We start from the raw sequence: 22415 nt of genomic DNA on the forward strand, positions 1-22415 counted from the left end.
GTGATCATTTTTCAAAGAAAATTTTTCTTCAAGAATGCGAAACAGTTTCAACAACTGTTACTCGCATCATAAAGCGACTTTTTCGCAGAGAGACGCTCTGCTTTAAAGTTCTTTTCCTAAGATATCTAGGTCGTATCGGCTTCCATCCATTTCAGCGATACGTGGCAAGTGTCCCCATGTGTGAAACCCGTGCTTTTTAAATAGCCTAATACTGGCTTTGTTGTGGCCAAAAATAAAGGCTAACAACGTACGAATGCCTAGTGAGGGTGCTAATTCAAGGGCTTCCTGTAAGAAGAGCGAACCTAATCCTTTTCCTCTATAATCTTGATTTAAATATATACTAATTTCAACGGTCCCGTTGTATGCAGGTCTCCCGTAAAACGTTTCAAAGCTGAGCCAGCCATAGATGGTGCCTTCATGATCTGTTTTGACATAGAGTGGGCGCTTTTCTGAATGATTCAAGAACCAGTTTCGCCGGTCTTCCACTGTGACAGGTTCTGTATCAGCTGTGGCTTTTCTTGAAGCAATGGTTGAATTGTAAATATCTACAATCGCTTTAAGATCATCTTCTGTTGCCAAGCGGTTAAATGTTTTCACGATAGAGTCCTCCATTTTTTTCATTCGTCATACATATTTTTTATGTGATTGCGCAAAATAAAAAGAAAAATGATTTCGTGTGTATATATTTTCTGAAAAGTGTTCAGAATGTTGCTGAGGTGATGAAAAATGAGAGAGGAAGAAAAGAAACGTACTTCCAAAATCACAAAAGTTCAGCAATTTTTCCGTAAGCGCTGGGTATTCCCTGCTATTTATTTGGTCAGCGCGGCGGTCGTGTTAACAGCAGTACTTTGGTATCAAGCGGTATCAAATGATGTGAAAGACCAACTATCTGATGGGAATCAAACAGGGCAAGAACAACGTGATGATGCCGTTGAAGTTGGAAAGCCAATTGAAAATGTTGCTATGCCGGTTCAGAATTCTGATAATGTTTCTGTCGTGAAAAAGTTCTATGAAGCAGATGCTGATCAAAAAGAAAAAGAAGCAGCACTTGTAAACTATAATAACACCTATACCTTAAGTAAAGGTATTGATCTTGCAGATAAAGATGGCAAAGTGTTTAATGTCACAGCTGCTCTTAGTGGAACTGTTGTTCAAGCGAAAAAAGATCCAGTCCTTGGTCACGTGGTTGAAATTGAGCATGAAAATGGTTTGTCGACTGTATATCAATCATTGTCTCAAGTGAATGTAAAAGAAGGCGATGAAGTGAAGCAGAATGATGTCATCGGTTCTTCTGGAAAAAATTTATATGGTGCCGAAAGTGGAAACCATGTCCATTTTGAAATTCGTATGGAAGGTCTAGCGCTTAACCCGCTTAGCTTCATTGATAAGCCTGTATCATCAATTGAAAAGGCAGCGCAAGAAGTGACGGAAGAAGCGAAGGAGCCTGCTCAGCCAAAAGCTGAGGATAAAGCGAAGGAACCTGCTACTGAAGATAAGACCAAAGAGCCTGCTGAAGATCAATCTGAAGAAAAGTCTGAAGAGAAGGGGAAATCCTCTGATCAAGAAAAGTCTTCAAATCCATCTAAAGATAGCAGTCAGTCTGAAGAAACAAAACAATCTTAATCTCTTGCAAGATCCTCTGTGCATTCGTCACAGAGGTTTTTTTGTTTCAAAAGAATCCTCCGCCTTATGGCGGGGGATGCGTTATAAAGCGGCAGGTCCTTCTTCACCTGTCCGGATGTTGATCGTATTCTCTATTTCATATATAAAAATTTTCCCATCCCCTGGCTCGCCTGTGCGGAGTACCTTTTGAGCTGTTTCGACAACCTGTTCGACAGGCACTTTGCTCAGCACAATTTCGATCTTTAAGCGTTCATATACATTGCTTTCTTTTTTGACGCCGCGATATAGCTCCGTATGTCCCTTTTGTAATCCGCAGCCGTGTACGTTTGAAAATGTGATAGAGGTGACACCTATTTTCCCAAGCTCCACCTTTAATGCTTCGAAATTAGCTGGACGTGTGACAATCTCCACTTTATACATTTTGCTCATACAGACACCCCTTTTCCTTAATCTTGATAAGCTTTTTCGCCGTGCATGGTTAAATCAAGACCTACTGATTCTTCTTCTTCGGTTGCACGAATTTTGAAGAATATATTGACGACCTTTATGATCACGTAAGTCACAATCGCTACAAAGAGGTAAGTTGCCACAATGGCCACAATTTGTTTCCAAAGCAAACTTGGATCTCCATAGAACAATCCGTTGGCTCCTCCATCATTGATGGATGTTGTCGCGAAAAGACCTGTTGCGATTCCTCCCCATGTACCACCAATTCCGTGAAGACCGAATGCGTCAAGTGCATCGTCATAGCCAAATTTTGCTTTGAGTGAGAAGACACCCCAGAAGCAGACGACTCCGCCGATCAAGCCTATCATAACAGAAGCAAATGGTGTGACAAACCCTGCCGCGGGTGTGATGGCAACCAGACCCGCAATGGCTCCTGAGATGGCCCCGAGCATGGTTGGTTTTTTATTGATCATCCATTCGACTAAAAGCCAGCCGATTACTCCAGCGGCGGCGGCTGTATTGGTGTTGATAAAAGCAAACATGGCGACACTGTCTAGTGTGAGGGCACTTCCAACGTTAAAGCCAAACCAGCCAAACCAAATGACAGCTCCGCCAAGAAGTGTGTAGATCAAGTTGTGAGGTGATGAACTCGCTGCTTCTTTTCGTTTACCTAGGACAATGGCAACGACAAGACCGGCTACACCGGATGAAATATGAACAACGTTTCCACCAGCGAAATCAAGTGCACCCATTTTGCCAATCCAACCGCCACCCCAAACCCAATGTGCGACTGGTGCGTATACGAAGGTGACCCACAGGAGTGTAAAAACAACCACAGCCGAGTAACGAATTCGTTCGGCGAAGGCCCCAGAGATGATGGCTGTCGTTAAAACGGCAAATGTCATTTGGAACATCATGAACAATGAATGTGGAATGGTGTCACTATATGGACCAGGCTCGAAGCCGACGTCTTTTAGACCAACCCAGTCAAAGCCCCCGATCAATGCGTTTCCTGGCGCAAAAGCCAATGAATAGCCAAACACGATCCAGACGATGGATACAATGGCTAGTGATGTTAAGCTATGCATTGTTGTACTTAACACGTTTTTGCTTCTCACGAGTCCTCCATAAAATAAGGCTAAACCCGGTGTCATTAACCACACGAGTAATGCGCAGAAGAACATAAATACTGTATCACCCATTTGCATGCTGTATTCCCCCGAATCATTCAGAATTAATAATTTCTTAATTCTTCATTATAGAGAGAAAAGTAATATATAACATAATTATGTTAGTTTATCTGACATTGTTTTTGGTTATTTTAAATATACATGGATGAAAAGTTCGTGAAAAATGAGAAGAAACGTGTGGTGACCGGTAAAAATGGAGGGCGTTTGACCTATAAAATAGAACTGAGAAAAAGTTTGGTTCGTTCCTCCTGAGGGGAATCGAACAATTCCTCTGGTATTCCTTGTTCAACAATGCGTCCTTCGTGCATATAAACTACTCGGTCCGCTACTTCTTTGGCAAAGCCCATTTCATGTGTAACGATCACCATTGTCATGCCGTCCTTTGCAAGGCTTTTCATTGTTTGCAAGACTTCTCCTACAAGCTCTGGGTCAAGAGCGGATGTAGGTTCGTCAAATAGCATGACATCAGGTTTCATAGCGAGAGAACGTGCAATTGCGACTCGCTGCTTTTGTCCGCCTGATAATTTTGATGGATACACCTTTTCTTTATCAGCAAGCCCGACTTTTTCTAACAAAACTTTGGCTTCAGCTATGGCCTGCGCTTTCTTCGTTTTCTTGACCATAACAGGCGCCTCAATGATGTTTTCAAGGACGGTTTTGTGCGGGAAAAGGTTGAAATGTTGAAACACCATGCCGATTTTTTGCCTCATTTTATTTAATTGGTCACGTTTTGGATGAATCGGATTGCCGTCGATCATAATGACTCCATCACTTTTCATTTCTAAAAAGTTCATACACCTCAGTAATGTGCTCTTTCCAGAACCGCTTGCACCAATTAAGACGACGACATCATTTTCATATACTGTCAGATTAATATCTTTTAAGACATGTAAGTTTCCGAAGTATTTATTTAATTTTTCAACACGGATGATTTCTTTTGACTCTGTCATGCTTCTCCTCCTATTGGTCACTGACTGAAAGTTTCTTTTCAAAGGCTTGGACTGCGAATGTTAACAGTAGGACTAGGATCAAGTAGTAAACAGCAACAACGAGCAAATACGTCATATTGTCAAAGCTGTTCGAGCCTTGAGTGGTGGCCACATTAAACAATTCATTGACACTGATAAAAGCTGCGAGTGATGAGTCCTTTAAGCCGATAATAAATTGATTTCCAAGAGGGGGAAGGGCACGCCGCATCGCTTGTGGAAGAATAATTCGTCTCATGGTTAAAAAACGTCCCATGCCAAGAGAGCGTCCTGCTTCCTTTTGCCCTTGGTCAATTGATTGGATGGCTCCTCTGAATATCTCTGCAATATAGGCACCATTATGAAAAGCAAGCGCAATGGAAGCTGCCCAGAAGTCAGGTATATTTAATTCTGTGAGTCCAAAGTATAAAATGAAGATTTGGACAATAAGCGGTGTTCCCCTCACAAGAAATATGTAGGCGTTGGCGATATAACCGAAAACGGCCACACGAGATATTTTCAGTAAGGCAAAGAAGAGTCCGATGACCATTCCAATTAAGATGCTAATCACAGTCAGTTGTAAGGTGAGCAGCATTCCTTCAATGAAAACCCCTCTAGAGCCAATGAGCGTTTGAAAAAAGTGTGATAGGCTAGGCAAAACCATCATCTCCATTTGAAGAAAGTGCGCCTTAGGGGGGCGCACAATCGTGGTTTTAATCTTGTTTGACAGTAATATCTTCGTTAAAGTACTTTTCGCTAATATGTCTTAATGTTCCGTCTTTTCTTAGGGCGTCGATTGCATCGTTAATTTCTTTGATCAGCTTTTCATTACCCTTTGACACAGCAATCGCTTGCTCACTTTGTCCGAGTCTTTTTTGCGCTTCGATTGTTAGTTTTTTCTTCATCGCTTCTGCTCCCGTGGCAAAATCAGTCACTACAGCGTCGTGCTTTCCATTGGCTAATGCTTCTAAGGCGACCACATCACTGTCGTAATATTTTGGTTCCTGTCTGCTATGTTCCTTTGCAATCTCGGCGTAGGATGAGCCTTTTGAGACAGCGATTTCTTTGCCTTTTAAGTCTTCAGCACTGTTGATATCTGATCCAGGTCTTGTAAAGATTTGTGGACCTGAGTAATAGTAGGGCTTAGAAAAAAGGACGTGTTTTTTTCGTTCCTCATTGATGGTATGACTGGCAACTGCAGCATCAAATTTTCCTACCTTGACGCCTTCGACAATGCCAGCGAATTTGTATTTTTTCTGTACAGGCTCTAGGCCGAGCTTGTCGCTAATCGCATTACCTACATCAATGTCAAAGCCGGACATATGGTTTCCAACCATATAACTGAATGGGTGAAATTCCCCTGATGCTGCAAAAATAAATTTTCCATCCTCCAAAATCGGGGACCCTTTCGCTGTAGAATTACGTTTATCTCCGTTCCCATTTGTTTCATTTGAACTACACGAAGACAGAAGTAATACTGCAACCGATAAAAAAACTGGGATCCAAAACCGTCTTTTTTTAAAAATATGCTTCTCCTCCTTCTTAGCCGTGCTCCTGATAAGGAGATCGTAGGCTTTAGATATGTGTGTGTTTCCAACAAGCATGCTTTTTAATAATGTATGTCTTGCTTTTCCGAGAGAGAACTGTCCTTTCTCATGAATTACAGGGGGTAAAAAAGGAAAATGAAACTCATAATAACGAAAGGACAGGCGAAGATGAAGTCAATTGTAAGGAAGGAGCCGGTGTATTGAACGTATCAAGAGACAACCGTAAAATCTTTTTAACCGCTATCGCATTTGGTACGATGCTAAACCCGTTGAATTCCTCGATGATTTCTTTGGCCCTACATCAAATTCAGCACGAGTTTGGTTTGTCGTTTACGACAGTTTCTTGGCTCATTTCGACATTCTATTTAGCCAGCGCTGTCACGCAGCCGGTGAGCGGACGAATTGGGGATGATGTGATGAGCCGAAGAACATTATTTTTATCTGGATTAGCTCTTGTTGCCATCTCTGCAGTTAGTGCACCGTTTGCTCCGACATTTGCGGTACTGATTGTGATTCGTCTTTTACAGGCGATTGGCAGCAGTGCCATCTATCCATCTGGTGTTGGATTAATTCGTGATCATATTAAGGTAAGACAGGCGTCTGCAATGGCGGTGTTGTCGATCTTTGCTTCTGCAATGACAGCGCTTGGTCCGACGCTTGGCGGATTTCTCATAACAATTGGCGGCTGGCCCGCTATTTTTTTAGTGAATCTGCCTTTTATCATCATCAGCTTTGCCCTTGGGATGTACTTGTTTCCTAAGGAGCAGAAAAAAAGAGGGCTTCGAATAGGAGATGTAGTGAGAAAGCTTGATTTAACAGGAATGCTCCTTTTTACATCTTGTATTGTGCTGTTACTTTCTTTCTTATTGTCACTAGTTGATGGCATTGAGTATGCACAGGGAGTACTCTGCCTATTAAGTGCCGGTGCTTTTATATGGTGGGAATGTCAAGTGGATCATCCGTTTATTCAAATTCGAATGTTTCGAGAGGAGAAGCGGCTTTCACTCGTATATGTACAATTTATAATTTTAAATATTTTCTTTTATTGTCTCTTTTTTGGTCTACCGAGTTATTTTCAGGATGAATTGGGCTGGCGGGTCGAGATGACGGGTCTTTTTATGCTGTGCATGTCAGGGGTGAGTATCATTGTGTCACCGCTGACAGGTAAGTGGGTTGATCGCAGTGATGAACGTCAACCGATTTTAGCAAGCACTGTTTTGATGTTGGCAGGGGCTTTTGCAATGACTTTCTTTTTTATTCTTGCGCCATTATGGGGGAAAGGAGTGATCCTTGCTTTGTTTGGCTTTAGTTACGGCATTGGCAATGTGGCGCTTCAAGCCGCGATGCTCAAAGCAAGCCCTCAGCAAATGGTTGGCACGTCTTCTGGGCTTTTTCAAACATGTCGTTATCTTGGTTCCATTCTTTCATCAGCTATTCTTGGGATGCTGTTTGGTCACGAGATTGCCAGAGCCCACTTTGAGCGTTTAGGCTGGACATTGATCATCATTTCTCTCATCGGCATTGGGGTGAGTCTGTATTTCTCAAATATGGTGAAAGGGAGAAAAGCAATAAAAAAAGCGACAGGATAGAGCAGAATCTTCATCACTTTATCACAAGTCGCTTAGGAGTTTGAAAGGCCAGAGCTTTGATTTTTTTGCTTCCTTCTGAATACTTTCCCGACAATTGTCTCATAGAATGTCACGATGCGATCAATTGGAGAGTCGAAGAATTTCCTTAATTTATTCATCATAAAGACAACCACAATTGACACGATAAAGCTGGCTAAGACATCAAATGGATAATGGTGACCGACCCAGATACGTGAGAAACCTGTTAGTAAACCAAAGATGAGCAAGAGGTTGCCAATCTTTTTATTACGGGACCTAATGGCTAATGAAAGAGCCAGAGCGCCTGTTGTATGGTCACTTGGGAAGGAAGCGTCTGCCGAGTGTGGAATGAGTATATCGACTTTATGTGCAACAAACGGTCGCTCTACATAATAAAACAGTGTAATGGCAAAATTGACAATGAGCGCCATGATGCCTGTTACACCAGAGAAAAAGACGTGCTTTTTAAAATTATGATTACCTAAAAACCAGCAAATCAGTAATAAAAGGACATATACTAAAATGGCTTTTTTCGTAATAAAAATCATGGTCTGATCTAAAAACTTAGAATGATGAGCCATCCCGTGTATGACTTTAAACAATTCGTAATTCAAAACATCACCTATACTTTCACTTAATGCCATCTATTTTTTTTAAACGAGTCTGTACGTTTTAATTGAAATATCCTATATTTTAGCATGTTTCAAGTGAAGTTTAAAACAGTATCCTATTTTGAGACTGAAACCTTTTTGGCTTTTGCCTCTTGAGGTTTTCGTTCACTCCAATAAAAAACAGCCATGCTCAGCAATACAAAGATACCTGCAACAAGATAAACGTTGGAAAAGTCTGTAAAGCTGACAAGGATGCCGAATACAAATGAGCCAGCAGCAATACCAGTATCATAAAGTGTAAAGAATGTAGCCGTTGCATAGCCTGTGCGGTGGGCTGGAGAGTGTTGAATCGCAAGTGTTTGCAGACATGGAACTAAAGAACCATAGCCAAGGCCGATCACAGCGCCTGATAAAAGAAGCATTGTCGCTGAGTGTATGGCTGTCAGCATACACAAGCCAACGGCAAAAAGAGCAATAGACGGGTAGATCACAATATTTGGTCCTACTCTGTCAAAAAGCTTACCTGTAAATGGGCGTGATCCAAGCATAGCTGCTGCAAACACAATGAAGAAATAACTGCTCGCATCCATGAGATGAAGAGAGTTTGCATAGACTGAAATAAATGAAATAATAGGCGAATAACAGAATGAAATAATAATGCCGACTGTCGCTGTTTTTAGTGCACCTTTTTCAAATAGGTGTGAAAACGTGAATCGGAATATGACACTTCCGCCTGTTTCAGGTTCTGGCTGTCTAATCATCATTGTAAAAGCTGCTCCGATGGTCACGATGATGGAAAACAGAAGGAATAATGAATGGAAACCTACTTTCCCTACTTGATTCAGTGCGATAAACGGACCGATGACGACTGCTAGGTTCATGGACATCACAAAGTATCCCAATCCTTCTCCGCGTTTATTTTTTGGAATCATATCTGCAGCGATAGCACTGGCTACTGTGGTCAAAATGCTGAAAAAGATCCCCTGTACAAAACGTAGCATAAGAAGCGATTGAAAATGATCAGTCGGAATGTAAAGATATGTTAGTAAGGCAAAAGCCGTGGAAGAGAAAATCGCCATTCGTTTTTTGCCGAATTTCTCAATAATGGCCCCGGAAAATGGCCTTGTCACAATAGCAGATAATAAAAACACAGTTACAAGCAGACCGCCTTGTGATTCTGTTCCATTTAATTCATTCATTGTGTAAATGGGCAACAATGTCAAAAGGGCATAAAAAGAGGTGAAGGTAAATAAATTCACCAGGACAATCATGATAAAGTCTCTCGTCCAAATGCGTTCGTTCATGAAATATGTCACTCCCTATTCAGTTGATAATTTGTGTAAAAGTGTATGGAGTAGTAGTTTCTCTTCATAGGTAAAGTCTGAAAGACATTCTTCTTCAAATCGTTCCATCGTAAGTTTGATTTCTTCAAATTTTGCCTTCGCATTATCCGTCATCACGATGAGATTTTCTCGTTTGTCTTTTCCTTGTACACGTTCCACCCAGCCGTTTGCTTCTAATCGGGTAACAGTTCGGGTAATAGTAGGAGCTTCGACATTTAAATACGTCCAAATGTCTTTTTGCGTTTTAGGACCAAATGTGTCCAAACAAAAAAGCACAGTCCATTGGGACATGTACAAGTCATAAGCAGCGAGCGCCTCGTTTGCCTTTTTAGAAAGCAGGCGTGCGCTCTGATGTATTTGATGTAAACACTCTCTGTTTAACGTATCCATATGCTCACCTTTATTAAATAGTTAGCTAGGTAAATAAAATGACCTTTCCTATTTTACGTGTTACTCACACCCTTGTAAAGTGAAAATGTACGGTGCTCGAAATGATTTTCTGTTTCGCATTTTCTGATAAATCCCTTGTCCCATCTTCATTTTTAGCATAATCCCTATGCAATGCTAATACACTGTTACAAACCTGACAAAGAGAGTGTTTGAGGTGAGGGGTCGTGTTTGGCATTTACTACCTAATGGATGTTAAATTAAGATGAACAAGTGCCGCTGAAAATGCATAGTCTTTATACGGATCTCATTTCACACTTCTCACATCCATTTTAGGGAGGTCGAGTGGTGTGCACGATTACATCAAAGAGCGAACAATCAAGATAGGCAAGTATATCGTGGAGACAAAGAAAACCGTTCGTGTGATTGCGAAAGAATTTGGAGTCTCTAAAAGTACTGTACACAAGGATCTAACAGAAAGGCTGCCAGAAATTAATCCAGATCTGGCTAATGAGGTTAAGGAGATACTGGATTATCATAAATCAATCCGACACCTTCGAGGGGGAGAAGCCACCAAGTTAAAGTATAAAAAAGAAGAAATTTTAGAAGGTGAGCCTGTTAAACAGTAAGCTTAGTTCTTTGTTCATAAACATGATATATATATCTTCCTCATATCGGTAGTTTCTAACCACAAATTTTGTAAAGACTTTTGTAAAGAAATATCTTTTTTTCAGCAAATTATGATAGAATATATAATTAGGGCAGAATGTGGTATTTGCTATGGAAACAGATTTTTCAAGGAGGATATATATAGATGTTTGCTAGGGATATTGGAATTGATCTTGGTACTGCAAATGTACTGATTCATGTCAAGGGAAAAGGAATTGTGTTAAATGAACCATCTGTTGTAGCGCTTGACAAAAACAGCGGGAAAGTACTGGCTGTTGGAGAAGAGGCTAGACGTATGGTTGGACGTACGCCTGGGAATATTGTTGCGATTCGTCCATTAAAAGATGGCGTGATTGCTGATTTTGAAGTAACGGAAGCAATGCTCAAACATTTTATTAACAAATTAAATGTCAAAGGGTTATTCTCTAAGCCGCGTATGCTCATCTGCTGCCCAACAAACATTACATCTGTTGAGCAGAAGGCGATCAAAGAAGCTGCTGAAAAAAGCGGCGGGAAGCATGTATTTCTTGAAGAAGAGCCAAAAGTAGCTGCAATTGGTGCAGGTATGGACATTTTTCAGCCAAGTGGAAACATGGTCGTAGATATTGGAGGCGGAACGACAGATATCGCTGTCATCTCTATGGGTGACATTGTGACCGCCTCTTCTATTAAAATGGCTGGAGACAAATTTGATTTGGAAATTCTCAACTACATTAAAAAAGAGTACAAGCTGTTGATCGGTGAGCGTACAGCAGAGGATATTAAGATCCAAGTTGCAACGGTATTCCCAGACGCACGTCACGAAGAGATCTCTATTCGTGGCAGAGACATGGTGACAGGATTACCTAGAACGATTACCGTTACAAGCAAAGAAGTAGAAGAAGCATTACGTGAATCTGTATCTGCTATTGTTCAGGCAGCTAAGCAAGTTCTTGAGAGAACACCGCCTGAATTATCAGCTGATATTATTGATCGTGGCGTCATCATTACAGGTGGCGGAGCACTTCTAAACGGGCTTGATCAATTGCTTGCAGAAGAACTGAAAGTACCGGTTTTCGTTGCAGAAAACCCAATGGACTGTGTGGCAGTTGGTACAGGTGTGATGCTTGATAATATGGATAAGTTGCCAAAGCGCAAACTCAGTTAATGAAATCCCTCATTCTTTTTTAGAAAGAATGGGGGATTTTGATTAAAGAACTTTAAAATATGCCGATATAGATCGTAGAAGATTGTGTACAGATTGTTTGACGTCATGAGAGAACATAATGAGGTGAGCGCACGTGTTAAAAGGACTCTATACAGCAACATCTGCAATGATCGCTCAGGAGCGACGGACAGAAATGCTTTCAAATAATATCGCAAATGCGAATACACCGGGGTATAAAGCGGATGAAGGGGCAATGCGAGCATTTCCAGAAATGCTGCTAAGCCGAATGGAATCTGGACGTTTTCAAACATCTTCAGGCAAAAGCTTTAGTATCCCGCAGCAAACGCCGATTGGTGGAATCAATACAGGGACATATATGCAAGAACTCATCCCGCAATTTACACAAGGGACATTAAAAACGACTGATCAAACAACCGATGTCGCATTAGTAGAAAATAATGTGCCAATGAATCCGGAGACCAACAAAAAAGCGGCTCTGTTTTATGCAGTCAATACACAAAATGGTGTTCGATATACGAAAAGCAGCTCATTCACATTAAATGAACAAAAGCAGCTCACCATTAATGGACGTGCACTTCTTTCAGTGACTGGTCAGCCGATTACTGTTCAAAGTGAGAATTTCAAAGTAAATGCGGATGGAATAGTGAGTGAAAATGGGCGAAATCTCGGACAAATAGATGTACGAGTAGCCATGGATACAAGAAATCTTGCACGTGAAGGAAATGATTTGTACCGCACGGCTAATAACCAGCCCCTTCCAAGTGCAGTAAATAACGGTCAAATGTCCTATACGTTAAGTCAAGGGGTATCAGAGCTGTCGAACGTAGATGTCACCAAATCATATACAGAAATGACAACGGCCTATAGATCGTTTGAGACGAATCAAAAAGTTGTTCAAGCGTATGATAAAAGCTTAGAAAAAGCAGTCAATGAAATTGGAAGAGTTTACTAATAAATAGAGAAAATAAAAAGGAAGGGAGGATTCGCATGCTAAGAACGATGATCAATGCAGCAGTGTCAATGAATGAGGTGCAAAAGCAGCTTGATATTATCAGCAATAACATTGCCAACAGTGAAACAACAGGGTATCGTTCGAAAAATACCCGCTTCTCAGAGCTTGTCAGACAGCAATTTAACCAGGTAGATGAAAAGAATGAACAGGTGACAAAAAGCCGACTGACACCTGCTGGACTTAGGCTTGGCACAGGAACCATGGTGAATGCCTCAATCAACTCATTACAAGGTTCCATCAAAGAGACAGGTCGAGATCTCGATGTTGCGTTTGGGGCACCATCACAATATTTACAGGTCAATGCAGGCGGTAATATTCGCTATACAAGAGATGGTTCTCTTTATTTGCAGCCTGGTACAAATCCTAATCAGGTCCAGCTAGTCACAAGTGAGGGCTATCCGATTCTTGATGAAAACGGAAAAGCCATTGTCTTGAATGCGAATTTCCGTGATATTTCAATTGATAAGAACGGAAGACTAACCGCCATTTCAAGAAACAATCAACCGAATCAGCAGGTGAATCTTGGTGTTGTTCAAGTGAATAATTCTTCAGCTCTGATCTCTGAAGGAGATAATTTATTCTCAGTAGACGGCAACTATCAAGGTGCGTTAACAGCACTAAATGGTGCGAATCGCCAAACCATCCAGCTTCAGCAAGGTGCACTTGAAACGTCGAATGTTGATATGTCTAAAGAATTAACAGACTTAATGACGACACAAAGATCTTATCAGATGAACGCAAGAACCATTACAATGGGCGATCAGATGCTAGGATTGATTAATCAAATGAGATAATAGAGAAGGCAGGCTTGTGTCAGCCTCTCATGATAAAAAAGGCGGCTCGCTCAAAGTCGCCCTTTTTTTTATAATAATCTGAGACGTCTGCAAGCAAATCCTCAAGATCAATCCAGGCTTCTTTTCTTTCAAGGCTTGTGACGAGCGTTGCAATTTGTTCGTCTGCCTTTGGTGTTTGGCTGTAGAGAAGAGATAAAATTTGGAACTTCATTCTTAATATATCAAACTGAGAGGCAATCGCTTCGTTTAGCCCCTTTTGGAGATACTTCTTTCCTTCCTCTGTTAAATTTTCTTTAAAACAGGATCGCACAGTTTCATATAAGCACGATACATATGAATGAGTTGATTTCCGGTATGCTGGGAGGCGAAGCGCCTTTTTAAAGTATTCAAGTGCTTCCTTATGCCGGTTTTGTCTTGATTTAATAAAACCAGCGTCATAATAAACGATGCCAAGCAGTTCTTGGTCATTGATCATCTTGACGTATTCGATAATATCAATAAAAATCGCTTCCGCTTCTTCATATTTTTTCTGGTCACTAAAATTAAGTGCGAGCACAATTTTACATCGATAGATACTATGGATATCCCCGTATTTGGAAAAGATGTCCATTGCTTTTTGAATATGACGAATCGATAACAATGAATAGCGGTTGTTATAATAAATACCGCTTGTGCGAAAGTGGAATTCCGCTTCCTCGAGTTCATCGTTAAGTGCAGGAAGTCTCTTTTCTGCCATTTCAATATAATGAATTGCACTGTTTTGATCACTTTTTACAGATTCGTATAATCCGAGAAAAAAGTAAAAGTAATATTGTAATTCTTCGTTCATTTGATCTTTGTGAAGCAGCAGCTGATGTTTGAGTTTCTCTAAGTCTTCTATCTGGTTCATCCAGAGTTGATGACGGAATAGCATGAGTTGATAATGTAAATATAGTTCCTGTTTCTTTGCTAATTTTCGTTTATATTTTGATAAAGTGGCTTTGATTTCTTCAGCCTTTGAAAAATGTCGATGCTTTAGCATTGTATACCAGGAATGGAGAAGTTTTTTAATGGATTTATCGCTTATAAAATTCATTTTTACCCTCTTATTCAATCATTGTTGTAATATATATTACCATATTTGTGAAAAAACAATGAGAGTAGAGTGGATTATATTTGAAGACAATAGGTAATGATTTATGTCAACTTTTACCATATGATGAGGTCAGACATTGAAAAATGACAGCATTCATAATATACTTCTAGAGGAATCAATTGATGATTAGCGATATATAAAAGAAGGAGAGATCAAGATATGCTTGATGCTCAGCAAATTAAAGAAATTATTCCACACCGTTATCCATTTTTATTGGTCGACCGTATTTTAGAGGTTGAAGATGAGAAAAGAGCGGTTGGTCTTAAAAATGTAACAGCAAATGAAGAGTTTTTTAATGGTCATTTCCCAGGATATCCTGTCATGCCGGGCGTGTTGATTGTTGAAGCACTGGCACAGGTTGGTGCGGTCATTATGCTAAGCAAAGAAGAAAACAAGGGGAAAATTGGTTTGTTTGCTGGTATTGACGGCTGCCGATTCAAAAGACAGGTCAAGCCTGGCGACCAGCTTCGCTTAGAGGTCGAAATTACGCGACTCCGCGGTCCTATTGGAAAAGGAAAAGCAGTAGCGACAGTCGATGGTGAGATCGCTTGTGAAGCGGAACTCACATTTTCTATCGGTCCTAAAGTATAGTGATATGTACGGCGGTTCATCTTGCATGAGCCGTTTTTATGTGGAATTGTTCAGCTTGGATAAGAACTTGCTTTTCTGATAAACAACATCACATGAAATAAAAAATGAGGGTGATACAGATGCTGAAAGAATTTAGAGAGTTTGCAGTCAAGGGGAACGTCTTTGACTTGGCTGTAGGTGTCATCATTGGGGGAGCATTTGGCAAAATTGTCACTTCTCTTGTGAATGATCTGATCATGCCGTTTGTTGGCATAATCATTGGAGGGCATGATTTTAGTCGTTTATCGATCAAGGTCGGTTCTGCTCAAATTTTGTATGGTAACTTTATTCAAACAGTGATTGATTTCCTCATTATCTCGTTTTCCATTTTTATCTTTATTCGTTATCTACATAAACTCAAACGGAAAAAGGTACAGGAAGAAGAGATAGTGGAAACACCAGATCAAACAGAAATTCTGTTAACTGAAATTAGAGATTTATTGAAAAATCAGAGCCAATCAAAAGATATGCAATAGAAAAAGAGCGGCTATCCGCTCTTTTTTACGTGTTTTGTTTAAAAGCATCCAGCAGTTTTTCTCCTGAGAGCCCCTCTTTGACGAGGTCTTTTAATACTTCTTCGGTTTCTGTTCTGTAACGATTTGTAATCATTTTACCGTCGAGTAAGACCGAAATGTGTTCTTCCAAGGCAACGATGTTTTTGACTTTGACAGATAGGTGAACAGGTCGGTTATTTTCTTTTGTAATCGTCACGAGAATCTTCACTTCTGTGTGCTGCTGAAAGAGCACTTCAAACACCTGTCTATGTTTCTTTGGGATGAGTGCCTCGATCATCCAGTGATTTTCACCGTCTTCTTTATTAATGATTAAACCGTCGCTAAGGGGTATACTGGACATTTTATCCTGCTTTGGATCAAGTTCGATTTTTAAGTCAATGAGCCTAAAGGTTTTCAATATTTATCACCTCACAAGCGTTCGTTATTCGTAAGTATCATTATAGCATACAACTTCTGTATAAATGAAACCGCTGCCCATAAAGTGAAAGGAGATGTTTTATGGAATCCTATAAACTTCGAGAAATACATTTTGACCAAGATAAGGCGAAAAGCAATATGCGTGTGTACTCATGGGAAGATTCGTTTTGTGATGTGTATATGGAAGAAGGTCAGTCTTTGATATTTCATGATGTAACGCAAGATCAGATGGACTGCTTAGAATTCCATTTGTCCATAGATGATGGGGAGCTTGACTTTTATTGGTTTGCATGGGATGGCTCGGATTATATTTATATGCCTTCTAGTAAGTGGATTCATTCAGATGTTTTTTATCAATTGATTAAAAATAAGTATTTCTTGAAGCAAAAGAAGATAATGTTTTATGCTCAGGCAGTAAAAACCAATAATTAAATGGTAAATAGAAGATGTTAAAGATGGAAGATACCATTTTAGCGTTTTGTCTTATATTTTGTTTCCGAGTAGACTAGGTGCTAGTTGAAAGGAAAGGAGGCGAGATTTTGAGATAAAAAGGTAAGGTTCTAGCGGTCAGCAGCCCCCCTCTAGCTAAGGCTGATAGACTTTGCCTGTTACACACTGCGTAATAGAACCAAATGCTTCAATGTCATGTCATGTTTCCCCTGCCAATCCTCGTAATTGTATCCGGTCATTTCTGGTGACCGGATACCCTTTTTACCATGCTAAACCGATCATCTCTTGCAAATTAGGGATGCTCATTACATAATGATGATTGATTTTATAAACGGATTTTCAGCTAAAAATGGAGAAAAAAGGAGAGAACCATGGCAAGCATTCAATTAATCGCGACGGATTTAGACGGAACTTTATTGAATAGTGAACACAAAGTGAGTCCAGAAAACGAACAGGCATTAAAGGAAGCAGTAGCGAGCGGAATTGAAGTTGTGGTATCAACAGGAAGAGCGTATTTTGATGTGAAGTCCATCTTTGATCAGCTTGGTATGAATACATGGGTCATTAGTGCGAATGGAGCCGTTATTCATGATCCATCAGGACAAGTGTATTATTCAGCCTCTTTACAAGAAGAGAAAGCCAAACAGATTTTATCATGGCTTGAGGAACGTGACTATTACTATGAAGTATTTACGAACGAGGCGATTTTCACACCGAATCATGGCAGAGAGTTGCTTGCAATAGAAATGGACCGCTTAAAAAGTGCAAATCCCAAAACAGATATGACGGTCTTAAAACAAGCAGCAGAAGTGCAATACAGCCAGTCAGGTTTTGCTTATATTGATACATATGAAGATTTGTTTCGTGAGGGTCAGGAGCTTTTATTTTATAACATCCTAGGTTTCTCCTTCCTTCAAGACCGACTGAAGGCCGGATGGGAGATGTTTAGACAAGATCCAAATGTAACGCTGGTCAGTTCAGCAGATTATAACTTTGAGATTGGTTCAAAGGATGCGTCCAAAGGGCAGGCATTGACAAGGTTAGCAGAGCGACTAGGCATTCCTTTAAGCAATACAGCAGCTATAGGTGATAGTTTAAATGACCGTTCAATGCTTCAAGTAGCTGGTGTAGGTGTCGCCATGGGGAATGCGAGGAAAGATATCAAAGAAATGGCTGATCAGATGACTTTAACAAATGATGAGAATGGCGTTGCTCATATGATTCGTCAACTTTTAAATATAGACTGAACGTATGTATTTGAAAAATTATATAGAATGAAGCGTCTTCTACGTAAGAGTAATTCGGGCTAAATCAATTTCATTTTCATAACAGGTACTGAAATGATTGTGACGGTTTTAAACGATGATAATGGGATAAATAAGAGAGGATTCCCTTTTTATATACTTTTATAAACGTGAAAATGCTTCTATATGAAATGATCAAAAGAGGACTTTTCGTCGTCATGAGAAAAGCCCTCTTATATTAGGATGATTGTGCTGAAGTACTTAATGTGAATAAATCTTCTAGTTCATTCGTCGATAGCTCTGTAATCCAGCTTTCGCTTTGGATAATTTGGTCATTTAAAGTTTGTTTTGTTTCGAGCATTTGATCTATTTTTTCCTCAATGGTGCCAGTTGTGATCATCTTATGGACATGAACAAATCGTTTTTGTCCAATACGATAGGCTCGGTCTGTCGCCTGATTTTCCACAGCAGGGTTCCACCATCTATCGTAATGAATGACATGGTTAGCAGCGGTTAAGTTAAGTCCGGTTCCTCCTGCTTTTAAGGAAAGAATTAAGATTTTAAATTCTTTGTTTTGGAAGCGTTCCACCATTCGATCCCGGTCATGTTTTGATAAGCTTCCGTTTAAAAATTGAACAGGCTCTCCAAACATTTTTTCGGCTAGCCGTCTGATCATGTTGCCCATTTCTATATATTGTGTGAAGATAAGACAGCTTTCTTCCTGTTCATGAATTGCTTTTAACAGCTCCGCTAATTTATCCATTTTTAATGAACGTTGGAGCAGCTTTACATCTGTTCCATTTTCCTTTAAATAAAGGGCAGGATGGTCACAAATTTGCTTTAATCTGCCAAGCATACTGAGAATGATTGCTTTACGCTGCATGCCTGTCAGGGATGCCATATGTTCAAATGTATCTTTTACCAATTGTTCATATAAAGAAGCCTGTTCAGCAGATAACGGGATGAATTCTTTCTCTTCTAGTTTCTCAGGTAGATTGAGGGCTACCTCTTCATCTTGTTTTGTTCGTCTTAATAAGAATGGCTTAATCAGTTGTTGTAGCTGTTCAATTCTTTTTTCTTCACGATCCTTTTCAATCGGAAGGACGAACTTTTTATGGAAACTTGTTAGGCTGCCAAGGTAGCCTTTGTTGATGAAGTCAAAAATGGACCAAAGCTCCGTCAATCGGTTCTCCATCGGTGTACCGCTGAGTGCAATGTGGTGTTGTCCTTTTAATTGTCTAATGGCCCTGGATTGTTTTGTATGTGCATTCTTGATATTTTGCGCTTCGTCTAAACAAATGGTACTCCACTGAGCAGAAGCCAGTTCATCACGGTCAGAGTGTGACAGTCCGTAGGATGTCAGTACAATATCTGTTGACTCATATGCCTTTGTAAAGTTCTCACCTTGTGGTCGTGATGGGCCATAATGCAACGCTACACGTAAATCCGGTGCAAACGTTTCAAGCTCTCTTTGCCAGTTTCCTAAGACAGATGTAGGTGCAATGATGAGAGATGGGTAGGCATTTTGCTGATGTTCTTTCAAATAGGTGAAATAAGCAATCATTTGAATGGTTTTACCAAGTCCCATATCATCTGCTAGACATGCCCCGAATCCATGAGATCTTAAAAATAAAAGCCAATTCACGCCTTGCTGCTGATACGGACGCAGTGTGCCTTTAAATGCCTCGCTCATTTCGTAGGAAGGGAGCTCGTGTGTATCATTTAACTGATGGACAAGTCTTCTTAATTGAGAAGAAAGTTCAAATTGGATATGGGCAAATGCCGAGCTGTCCAAAAGCTCTGGCATTGCTGCTGATGATGCCTCTTGATTTGCCAGCTCACGTGCCAATATGTCGGACATATGCAGCCCTTCGTTTTCGGCACGTTCCATCCATTTTTTCATTTGCTGGATGAAAGTCGGATCGATTTTAATCCATTGTCCCCGAATGTTGACGAGGCGGCGTTTACTTTGTACAAGCTCGTTGAATTCATCTTCAGTGAGCTCAATACCATTTGTAGCAAAACGCCAATTGAAATCCATTAAGGCATCCATTCCGACGTGCGAATCGCCTCTTGGTGTAGAGGAAATTCTTGCTTTTAGCATCATCGTACTTTCCTTCACGATTTGCCACCATGACGGAAGTAGGATCTCAATTCCCATATTCACTAGTGTTTCGCTTGCTTCAGATAAGAAGAGCCACGCTTCTTCTTCTGTCATCAGTGTTGTGCCAGATGTAAAAGAAAGCCAAGGCACAATTTGACTGAATCGTTCAAGCTCTCTCGTGATTTTATCTTGATAGGGACGCCATGATCTCTTTAAAGAACTTGAGCCTTCAAAAAAGTGAAGATCGTTCTTCTTTTTATCGCGCAAAAACATTTCAATTTTCCAATCATCACCGTCATATTCTGGCTCATTTAAGCGCAGACCGACAGTGAAAGGTGTCTCATCCTCGATCCAGCCAATCGTCTCCAAGAAGTCCTGCTCATCTAAAAAATGTCCTTGGAAGGATGAAAGGGCAGGTGATTGTGCAGTCATTCGGTTCCATTTATGCTGCAAGGCATCATCATATTGAATGTAGTCCTGTACAGCATAGGAGAACCAATCGGCTGTATATCCATCTAATAAGCCTTCTTTATCTTTAAATCGAAGTACACCTTCTGTCCATGCTTGATAATCAGGAACAAAATCTTCATCCTCAATGAATTCATAAATGGTAGAGGCTGTTTTCATAAGCGGCTCGGTTTCATCTGTTAACGTCACATGACTAAAGGTATTAAATGAATTTTTTCCTAACAATTCAACGGTCATCCAAGGGCTTAACAGGAAGGCAGGTGTCCCAATAAAACTTACATCTTCTAAAAAAGTTCCGTAAAAAGATGATTCATGCCATTGGAAAAGCTGCCTTTTCATTTCGTTTAGCGGTACAGGGTGTCCGTCCTCTGTTTGCGCCGAAATGGTGAAAGAGAAATCTTCTGTTTGTTCTGCATGAATGACAATTTGTTTATGGCGTGTCATCAATCAATTTTCCTTTCTTCATTTCCTCTTGGAATGCACGCAGCCGTTTTGTTGCACTTTGTAGCTGCTTTATATATCTTTCCCAAATTGCGGTTTTTTTCGTTTTATGATAGAGCGTACGTAGTTTTTTTAACATCTTTACAGACTCTCGATAGGCACTGCGATTCTTCTGATCAAGAAGCAGTGAAATCTCACGGTGATATGATGGGATCAAGGCTTCTGGTTCTTCTTTTGCAATCTGTTTGATCAGTTCCTTTTCCAGTTCGCTGATGGAAAAACCTACAAGGCTGTGAATTTCAATCCATTCTGCATATCGCTCCTGTGCATATAAAAGCTGGCTATACTCCGTGAAGGCGTAAGGCATGCAGATTTGGCAATAGTGTTCATATAAGTGAGCATCCTTTGTCTGCTTGTAATACGCATCTAAATAAAAGAAGAAATCACTGACTGCACCTCGTAGCTCTCTGTAGGAAAGATTCAGGTCACAGTACTCTTCTATTAAGTAAAAGATTTCATTGTACCAGATATTGAGTCGTTTCCAGTCTTTGCGGTTTGTGAGATCCTTCAGCCAATTCAGTACATTTGGCAGCATATTTGCATTGAGTAGACGTAAATGCTGAAAGAGATGTTCATCTTCTTTCAACAAGTAATCCATATGCATAAGCCCGATAGCGCGTTCTACCGTTTGTACTTGCTTTTGAGCGTTCTTCAGTAATTCGGTTTCTTTTTTAACCCATTTTCCTCTATTTAATATGGTTCCCCAAATTTCCATAAACACCGCCACTCGTTCATGCTGGAAAGGTCCATTGATTTGAAGAAGTGTCCGAACGGCAGTTGGCGTGTTTTCAAGAAAAGGATCGAGAGAAAAGGAAAGTGCATATGTTTTTAAATGATCAACTGAATCAAAAATGGTGTTCATAAGCTGTTCTATATATGGATTCATGGAGTAAAAATCTTTTTCAGCATCGAGTCGACCAAATGCTATAAGCTCATGTAACCTTAACCACACATCAATTGACATATGAATCGCATACAAACTTTTGAATTCAGGTGAAGTAGGTGCGTGTTTTTTCAGGATTGATAAATAACCGTAATACAAATGTTGTGGTGTCTGCTGATGCTTCGGTGTCCGTTTCAGCCAGAGGTTAAATTCCTCTTGGAAAAAAGTCAGCCAGCTTTGAAGTGATTGTTCGTCTGGGCGCTTCACTTGGAAGTGCTGTCGAATAAGTTCTTTACTACGCTGTAACTCATCCTTTTCTGACCAATTTTCTGTAAAGCCGGTCACACTCTCTACTTGAGCGTATAGCGAAAAGAAGACAGCGAGAATGTGTTTACAAAGTCCATCAGCAGGACAAGTGCATCTACTGATGATTGGTAGCAATAGTTGCAGATTAACCTTTGCTGCCACGACATCATGTACATAAGCTGACCATTCGGTATCAGACTCTTGCTTGAGACGATACACGCTGTCCTGTCTATAAGTAATCAAAGCTTTTTTGATGAGTTGTTTGTTTTCATCTGTTGTAGGAAGAAGTTCTTTGATCTGTTCGGCTGTTTGTTTGATTTCTTCTTCGTTGATGTTGTGCTGAAGCATTTGATCCGCTCCTAACCAAGTAAAAGATTCCAATTCTTTTATTATAGCTCA

General features: G+C 40.3%; 23 protein-coding genes. 10 read left to right on the top strand and 13 right to left on the bottom strand.

The features are described from left to right. Positions 1-102: 102 nt before the first annotated feature. On the bottom strand, positions 103-612 hold the full coding sequence (locus ACIQCE_RS06550) for a GNAT family N-acetyltransferase (protein WP_400494479.1): 510 nt from the start codon (positions 610-612) through the stop codon (positions 103-105). 114 nt (positions 613-726) lie between these two features. Here ACIQCE_RS06550 and spoIIQ point away from each other — a divergent pair, with 114 nt between their 5' ends. After that, complete coding sequence (gene spoIIQ / locus ACIQCE_RS06555) at positions 727-1623, top strand: stage II sporulation protein SpoIIQ (RefSeq protein WP_400494080.1); 897 nt, start codon at positions 727-729, stop codon at positions 1621-1623. A gap of 81 nt (positions 1624-1704) precedes the next feature. On the opposite strand, the gene ACIQCE_RS06560 is transcribed toward spoIIQ, so the two are convergent. From ACIQCE_RS06560 to ACIQCE_RS06580, 5 genes are all read right to left on the bottom strand, one after another. Beyond that, positions 1705-2052, bottom strand: a complete 348-nt coding sequence (locus tag ACIQCE_RS06560) for a P-II family nitrogen regulator (RefSeq protein WP_353854356.1) — start codon at positions 2050-2052, stop codon at positions 1705-1707. Between the two features lie 17 nt (positions 2053-2069). Continuing rightward, entirely contained in the window at positions 2070-3278 is a 1209-nt protein-coding gene (locus ACIQCE_RS06565; RefSeq protein ID WP_400494081.1) for an ammonium transporter, read from the bottom strand. Positions 3279-3469: 191 nt separating this feature from the next. Further along, positions 3470-4210, bottom strand: a complete 741-nt coding sequence (locus tag ACIQCE_RS06570) for an amino acid ABC transporter ATP-binding protein (protein ID WP_400494082.1) — start codon at positions 4208-4210, stop codon at positions 3470-3472. A 10-nt stretch (positions 4211-4220) separates the two neighbouring features. Further along, positions 4221-4898: an amino acid ABC transporter permease gene (locus ACIQCE_RS06575; RefSeq protein WP_400494083.1), complete on the bottom strand. Its 678-nt coding sequence runs from the start codon at positions 4896-4898 to the stop codon at positions 4221-4223. 40 nt (positions 4899-4938) lie between these two features. Further along, positions 4939-5829 (bottom strand): transporter substrate-binding domain-containing protein, encoded by an 891-nt coding sequence (locus ACIQCE_RS06580; RefSeq protein WP_400494084.1) that lies wholly within the window; start codon positions 5827-5829, stop codon positions 4939-4941. 143 nt (positions 5830-5972) lie between these two features. Between ACIQCE_RS06580 and ACIQCE_RS06585 the strand changes: the two genes are divergently transcribed. Beyond that, positions 5973-7361 carry an MFS transporter gene (locus tag ACIQCE_RS06585; protein WP_400494085.1) on the top strand — a complete coding sequence of 463 codons (1389 nt, stop codon included), beginning with the start codon at positions 5973-5975 and terminating at the stop codon, positions 7359-7361. Positions 7362-7393: 32 nt separating this feature from the next. Here ACIQCE_RS06585 and ACIQCE_RS06590 read toward each other — a convergent pair whose 3' ends face one another. The 3 genes from ACIQCE_RS06590 to ACIQCE_RS06600 form a co-directional block, all read right to left on the bottom strand. After that, complete coding sequence (locus ACIQCE_RS06590; protein WP_400494086.1) at positions 7394-7993, bottom strand: undecaprenyl-diphosphatase; 600 nt, start codon at positions 7991-7993, stop codon at positions 7394-7396. Positions 7994-8106: 113 nt separating this feature from the next. Then, on the bottom strand, positions 8107-9294 hold the full coding sequence (locus tag ACIQCE_RS06595) for an MFS transporter (RefSeq protein ID WP_400494087.1): 1188 nt from the start codon (positions 9292-9294) through the stop codon (positions 8107-8109). A gap of 15 nt (positions 9295-9309) precedes the next feature. Continuing rightward, positions 9310-9723 (bottom strand): MarR family winged helix-turn-helix transcriptional regulator, encoded by a 414-nt coding sequence (locus ACIQCE_RS06600; RefSeq protein ID WP_400494088.1) that lies wholly within the window; start codon positions 9721-9723, stop codon positions 9310-9312. A gap of 347 nt (positions 9724-10070) precedes the next feature. On the opposite strand from ACIQCE_RS06600, the gene spoIIID reads away from it, so the two are divergent. The 4 genes from spoIIID to ACIQCE_RS06620 all read left to right on the top strand — a co-directional run bounded on the left by spoIIID (position 10071) and on the right by ACIQCE_RS06620 (position 13363). Beyond that, on the top strand, positions 10071-10349 hold the full coding sequence (gene spoIIID, locus ACIQCE_RS06605; RefSeq protein ID WP_008343327.1) for a sporulation transcriptional regulator SpoIIID: 279 nt from the start codon (positions 10071-10073) through the stop codon (positions 10347-10349). A 185-nt stretch (positions 10350-10534) separates the two neighbouring features. After that, a complete protein-coding gene (gene mbl, locus ACIQCE_RS06610) occupies positions 10535-11536 on the top strand; it encodes a cell shape-determining protein Mbl (RefSeq protein WP_007497573.1) in 1002 nt (333 codons plus the stop codon). Between the two features lie 133 nt (positions 11537-11669). Then, positions 11670-12509: a flagellar hook-basal body protein gene (locus ACIQCE_RS06615; protein WP_400494089.1), complete on the top strand. Its 840-nt coding sequence runs from the start codon at positions 11670-11672 to the stop codon at positions 12507-12509. Between the two features lie 35 nt (positions 12510-12544). Beyond that, positions 12545-13363: a flagellar hook-basal body protein gene (locus ACIQCE_RS06620; RefSeq protein ID WP_400494090.1), complete on the top strand. Its 819-nt coding sequence runs from the start codon at positions 12545-12547 to the stop codon at positions 13361-13363. Positions 13364-13382: 19 nt separating this feature from the next. On the opposite strand, the gene ACIQCE_RS06625 is transcribed toward ACIQCE_RS06620, so the two are convergent. Further along, complete coding sequence (locus ACIQCE_RS06625) at positions 13383-14438, bottom strand: tetratricopeptide repeat protein (protein ID WP_400494091.1); 1056 nt, start codon at positions 14436-14438, stop codon at positions 13383-13385. Positions 14439-14657: 219 nt separating this feature from the next. On the opposite strand from ACIQCE_RS06625, the gene fabZ reads away from it, so the two are divergent. Together fabZ and mscL are read left to right on the top strand one after the other, a co-directional pair. Next, positions 14658-15089: a 3-hydroxyacyl-ACP dehydratase FabZ gene (gene fabZ / locus ACIQCE_RS06630; protein WP_353854368.1), complete on the top strand. Its 432-nt coding sequence runs from the start codon at positions 14658-14660 to the stop codon at positions 15087-15089. A 119-nt stretch (positions 15090-15208) separates the two neighbouring features. Next, complete coding sequence (gene mscL / locus ACIQCE_RS06635; RefSeq protein WP_400494092.1) at positions 15209-15604, top strand: large conductance mechanosensitive channel protein MscL; 396 nt, start codon at positions 15209-15211, stop codon at positions 15602-15604. A 25-nt stretch (positions 15605-15629) separates the two neighbouring features. Here mscL and ACIQCE_RS06640 read toward each other — a convergent pair whose 3' ends face one another. Beyond that, entirely contained in the window at positions 15630-16040 is a 411-nt protein-coding gene (locus ACIQCE_RS06640; RefSeq protein ID WP_353854370.1) for a YwpF-like family protein, read from the bottom strand. 101 nt (positions 16041-16141) lie between these two features. On the opposite strand from ACIQCE_RS06640, the gene ACIQCE_RS06645 reads away from it, so the two are divergent. Both ACIQCE_RS06645 and ACIQCE_RS06650 read left to right on the top strand, forming a co-directional pair. After that, complete coding sequence (locus ACIQCE_RS06645) at positions 16142-16492, top strand: hypothetical protein (RefSeq protein WP_400494093.1); 351 nt, start codon at positions 16142-16144, stop codon at positions 16490-16492. Positions 16493-16890: 398 nt separating this feature from the next. After that, positions 16891-17757: a Cof-type HAD-IIB family hydrolase gene (locus tag ACIQCE_RS06650; RefSeq protein WP_400494480.1), complete on the top strand. Its 867-nt coding sequence runs from the start codon at positions 16891-16893 to the stop codon at positions 17755-17757. A 235-nt stretch (positions 17758-17992) separates the two neighbouring features. On the opposite strand, the gene ACIQCE_RS06655 is transcribed toward ACIQCE_RS06650, so the two are convergent. Together ACIQCE_RS06655 and ACIQCE_RS06660 are read right to left on the bottom strand one after the other, a co-directional pair. Next, a complete protein-coding gene (locus tag ACIQCE_RS06655; RefSeq protein WP_400494095.1) occupies positions 17993-20770 on the bottom strand; it encodes a DEAD/DEAH box helicase in 2778 nt (925 codons plus the stop codon). Continuing rightward, positions 20757-22364: an SWIM zinc finger family protein gene (locus ACIQCE_RS06660; RefSeq protein ID WP_400494096.1), complete on the bottom strand. Its 1608-nt coding sequence runs from the start codon at positions 22362-22364 to the stop codon at positions 20757-20759. The genes ACIQCE_RS06655 and ACIQCE_RS06660 overlap by 14 nt, the downstream gene beginning before the upstream one ends. Positions 22365-22415: the final 51 nt, after the last annotated feature.

It is taken from the genome of Bacillus sp. NPDC093026 (assembly GCF_044754665.1).
Taxonomy (GTDB): domain Bacteria; phylum Bacillota; class Bacilli; order Bacillales; family Bacillaceae; genus Bacillus; species Bacillus maqinnsis.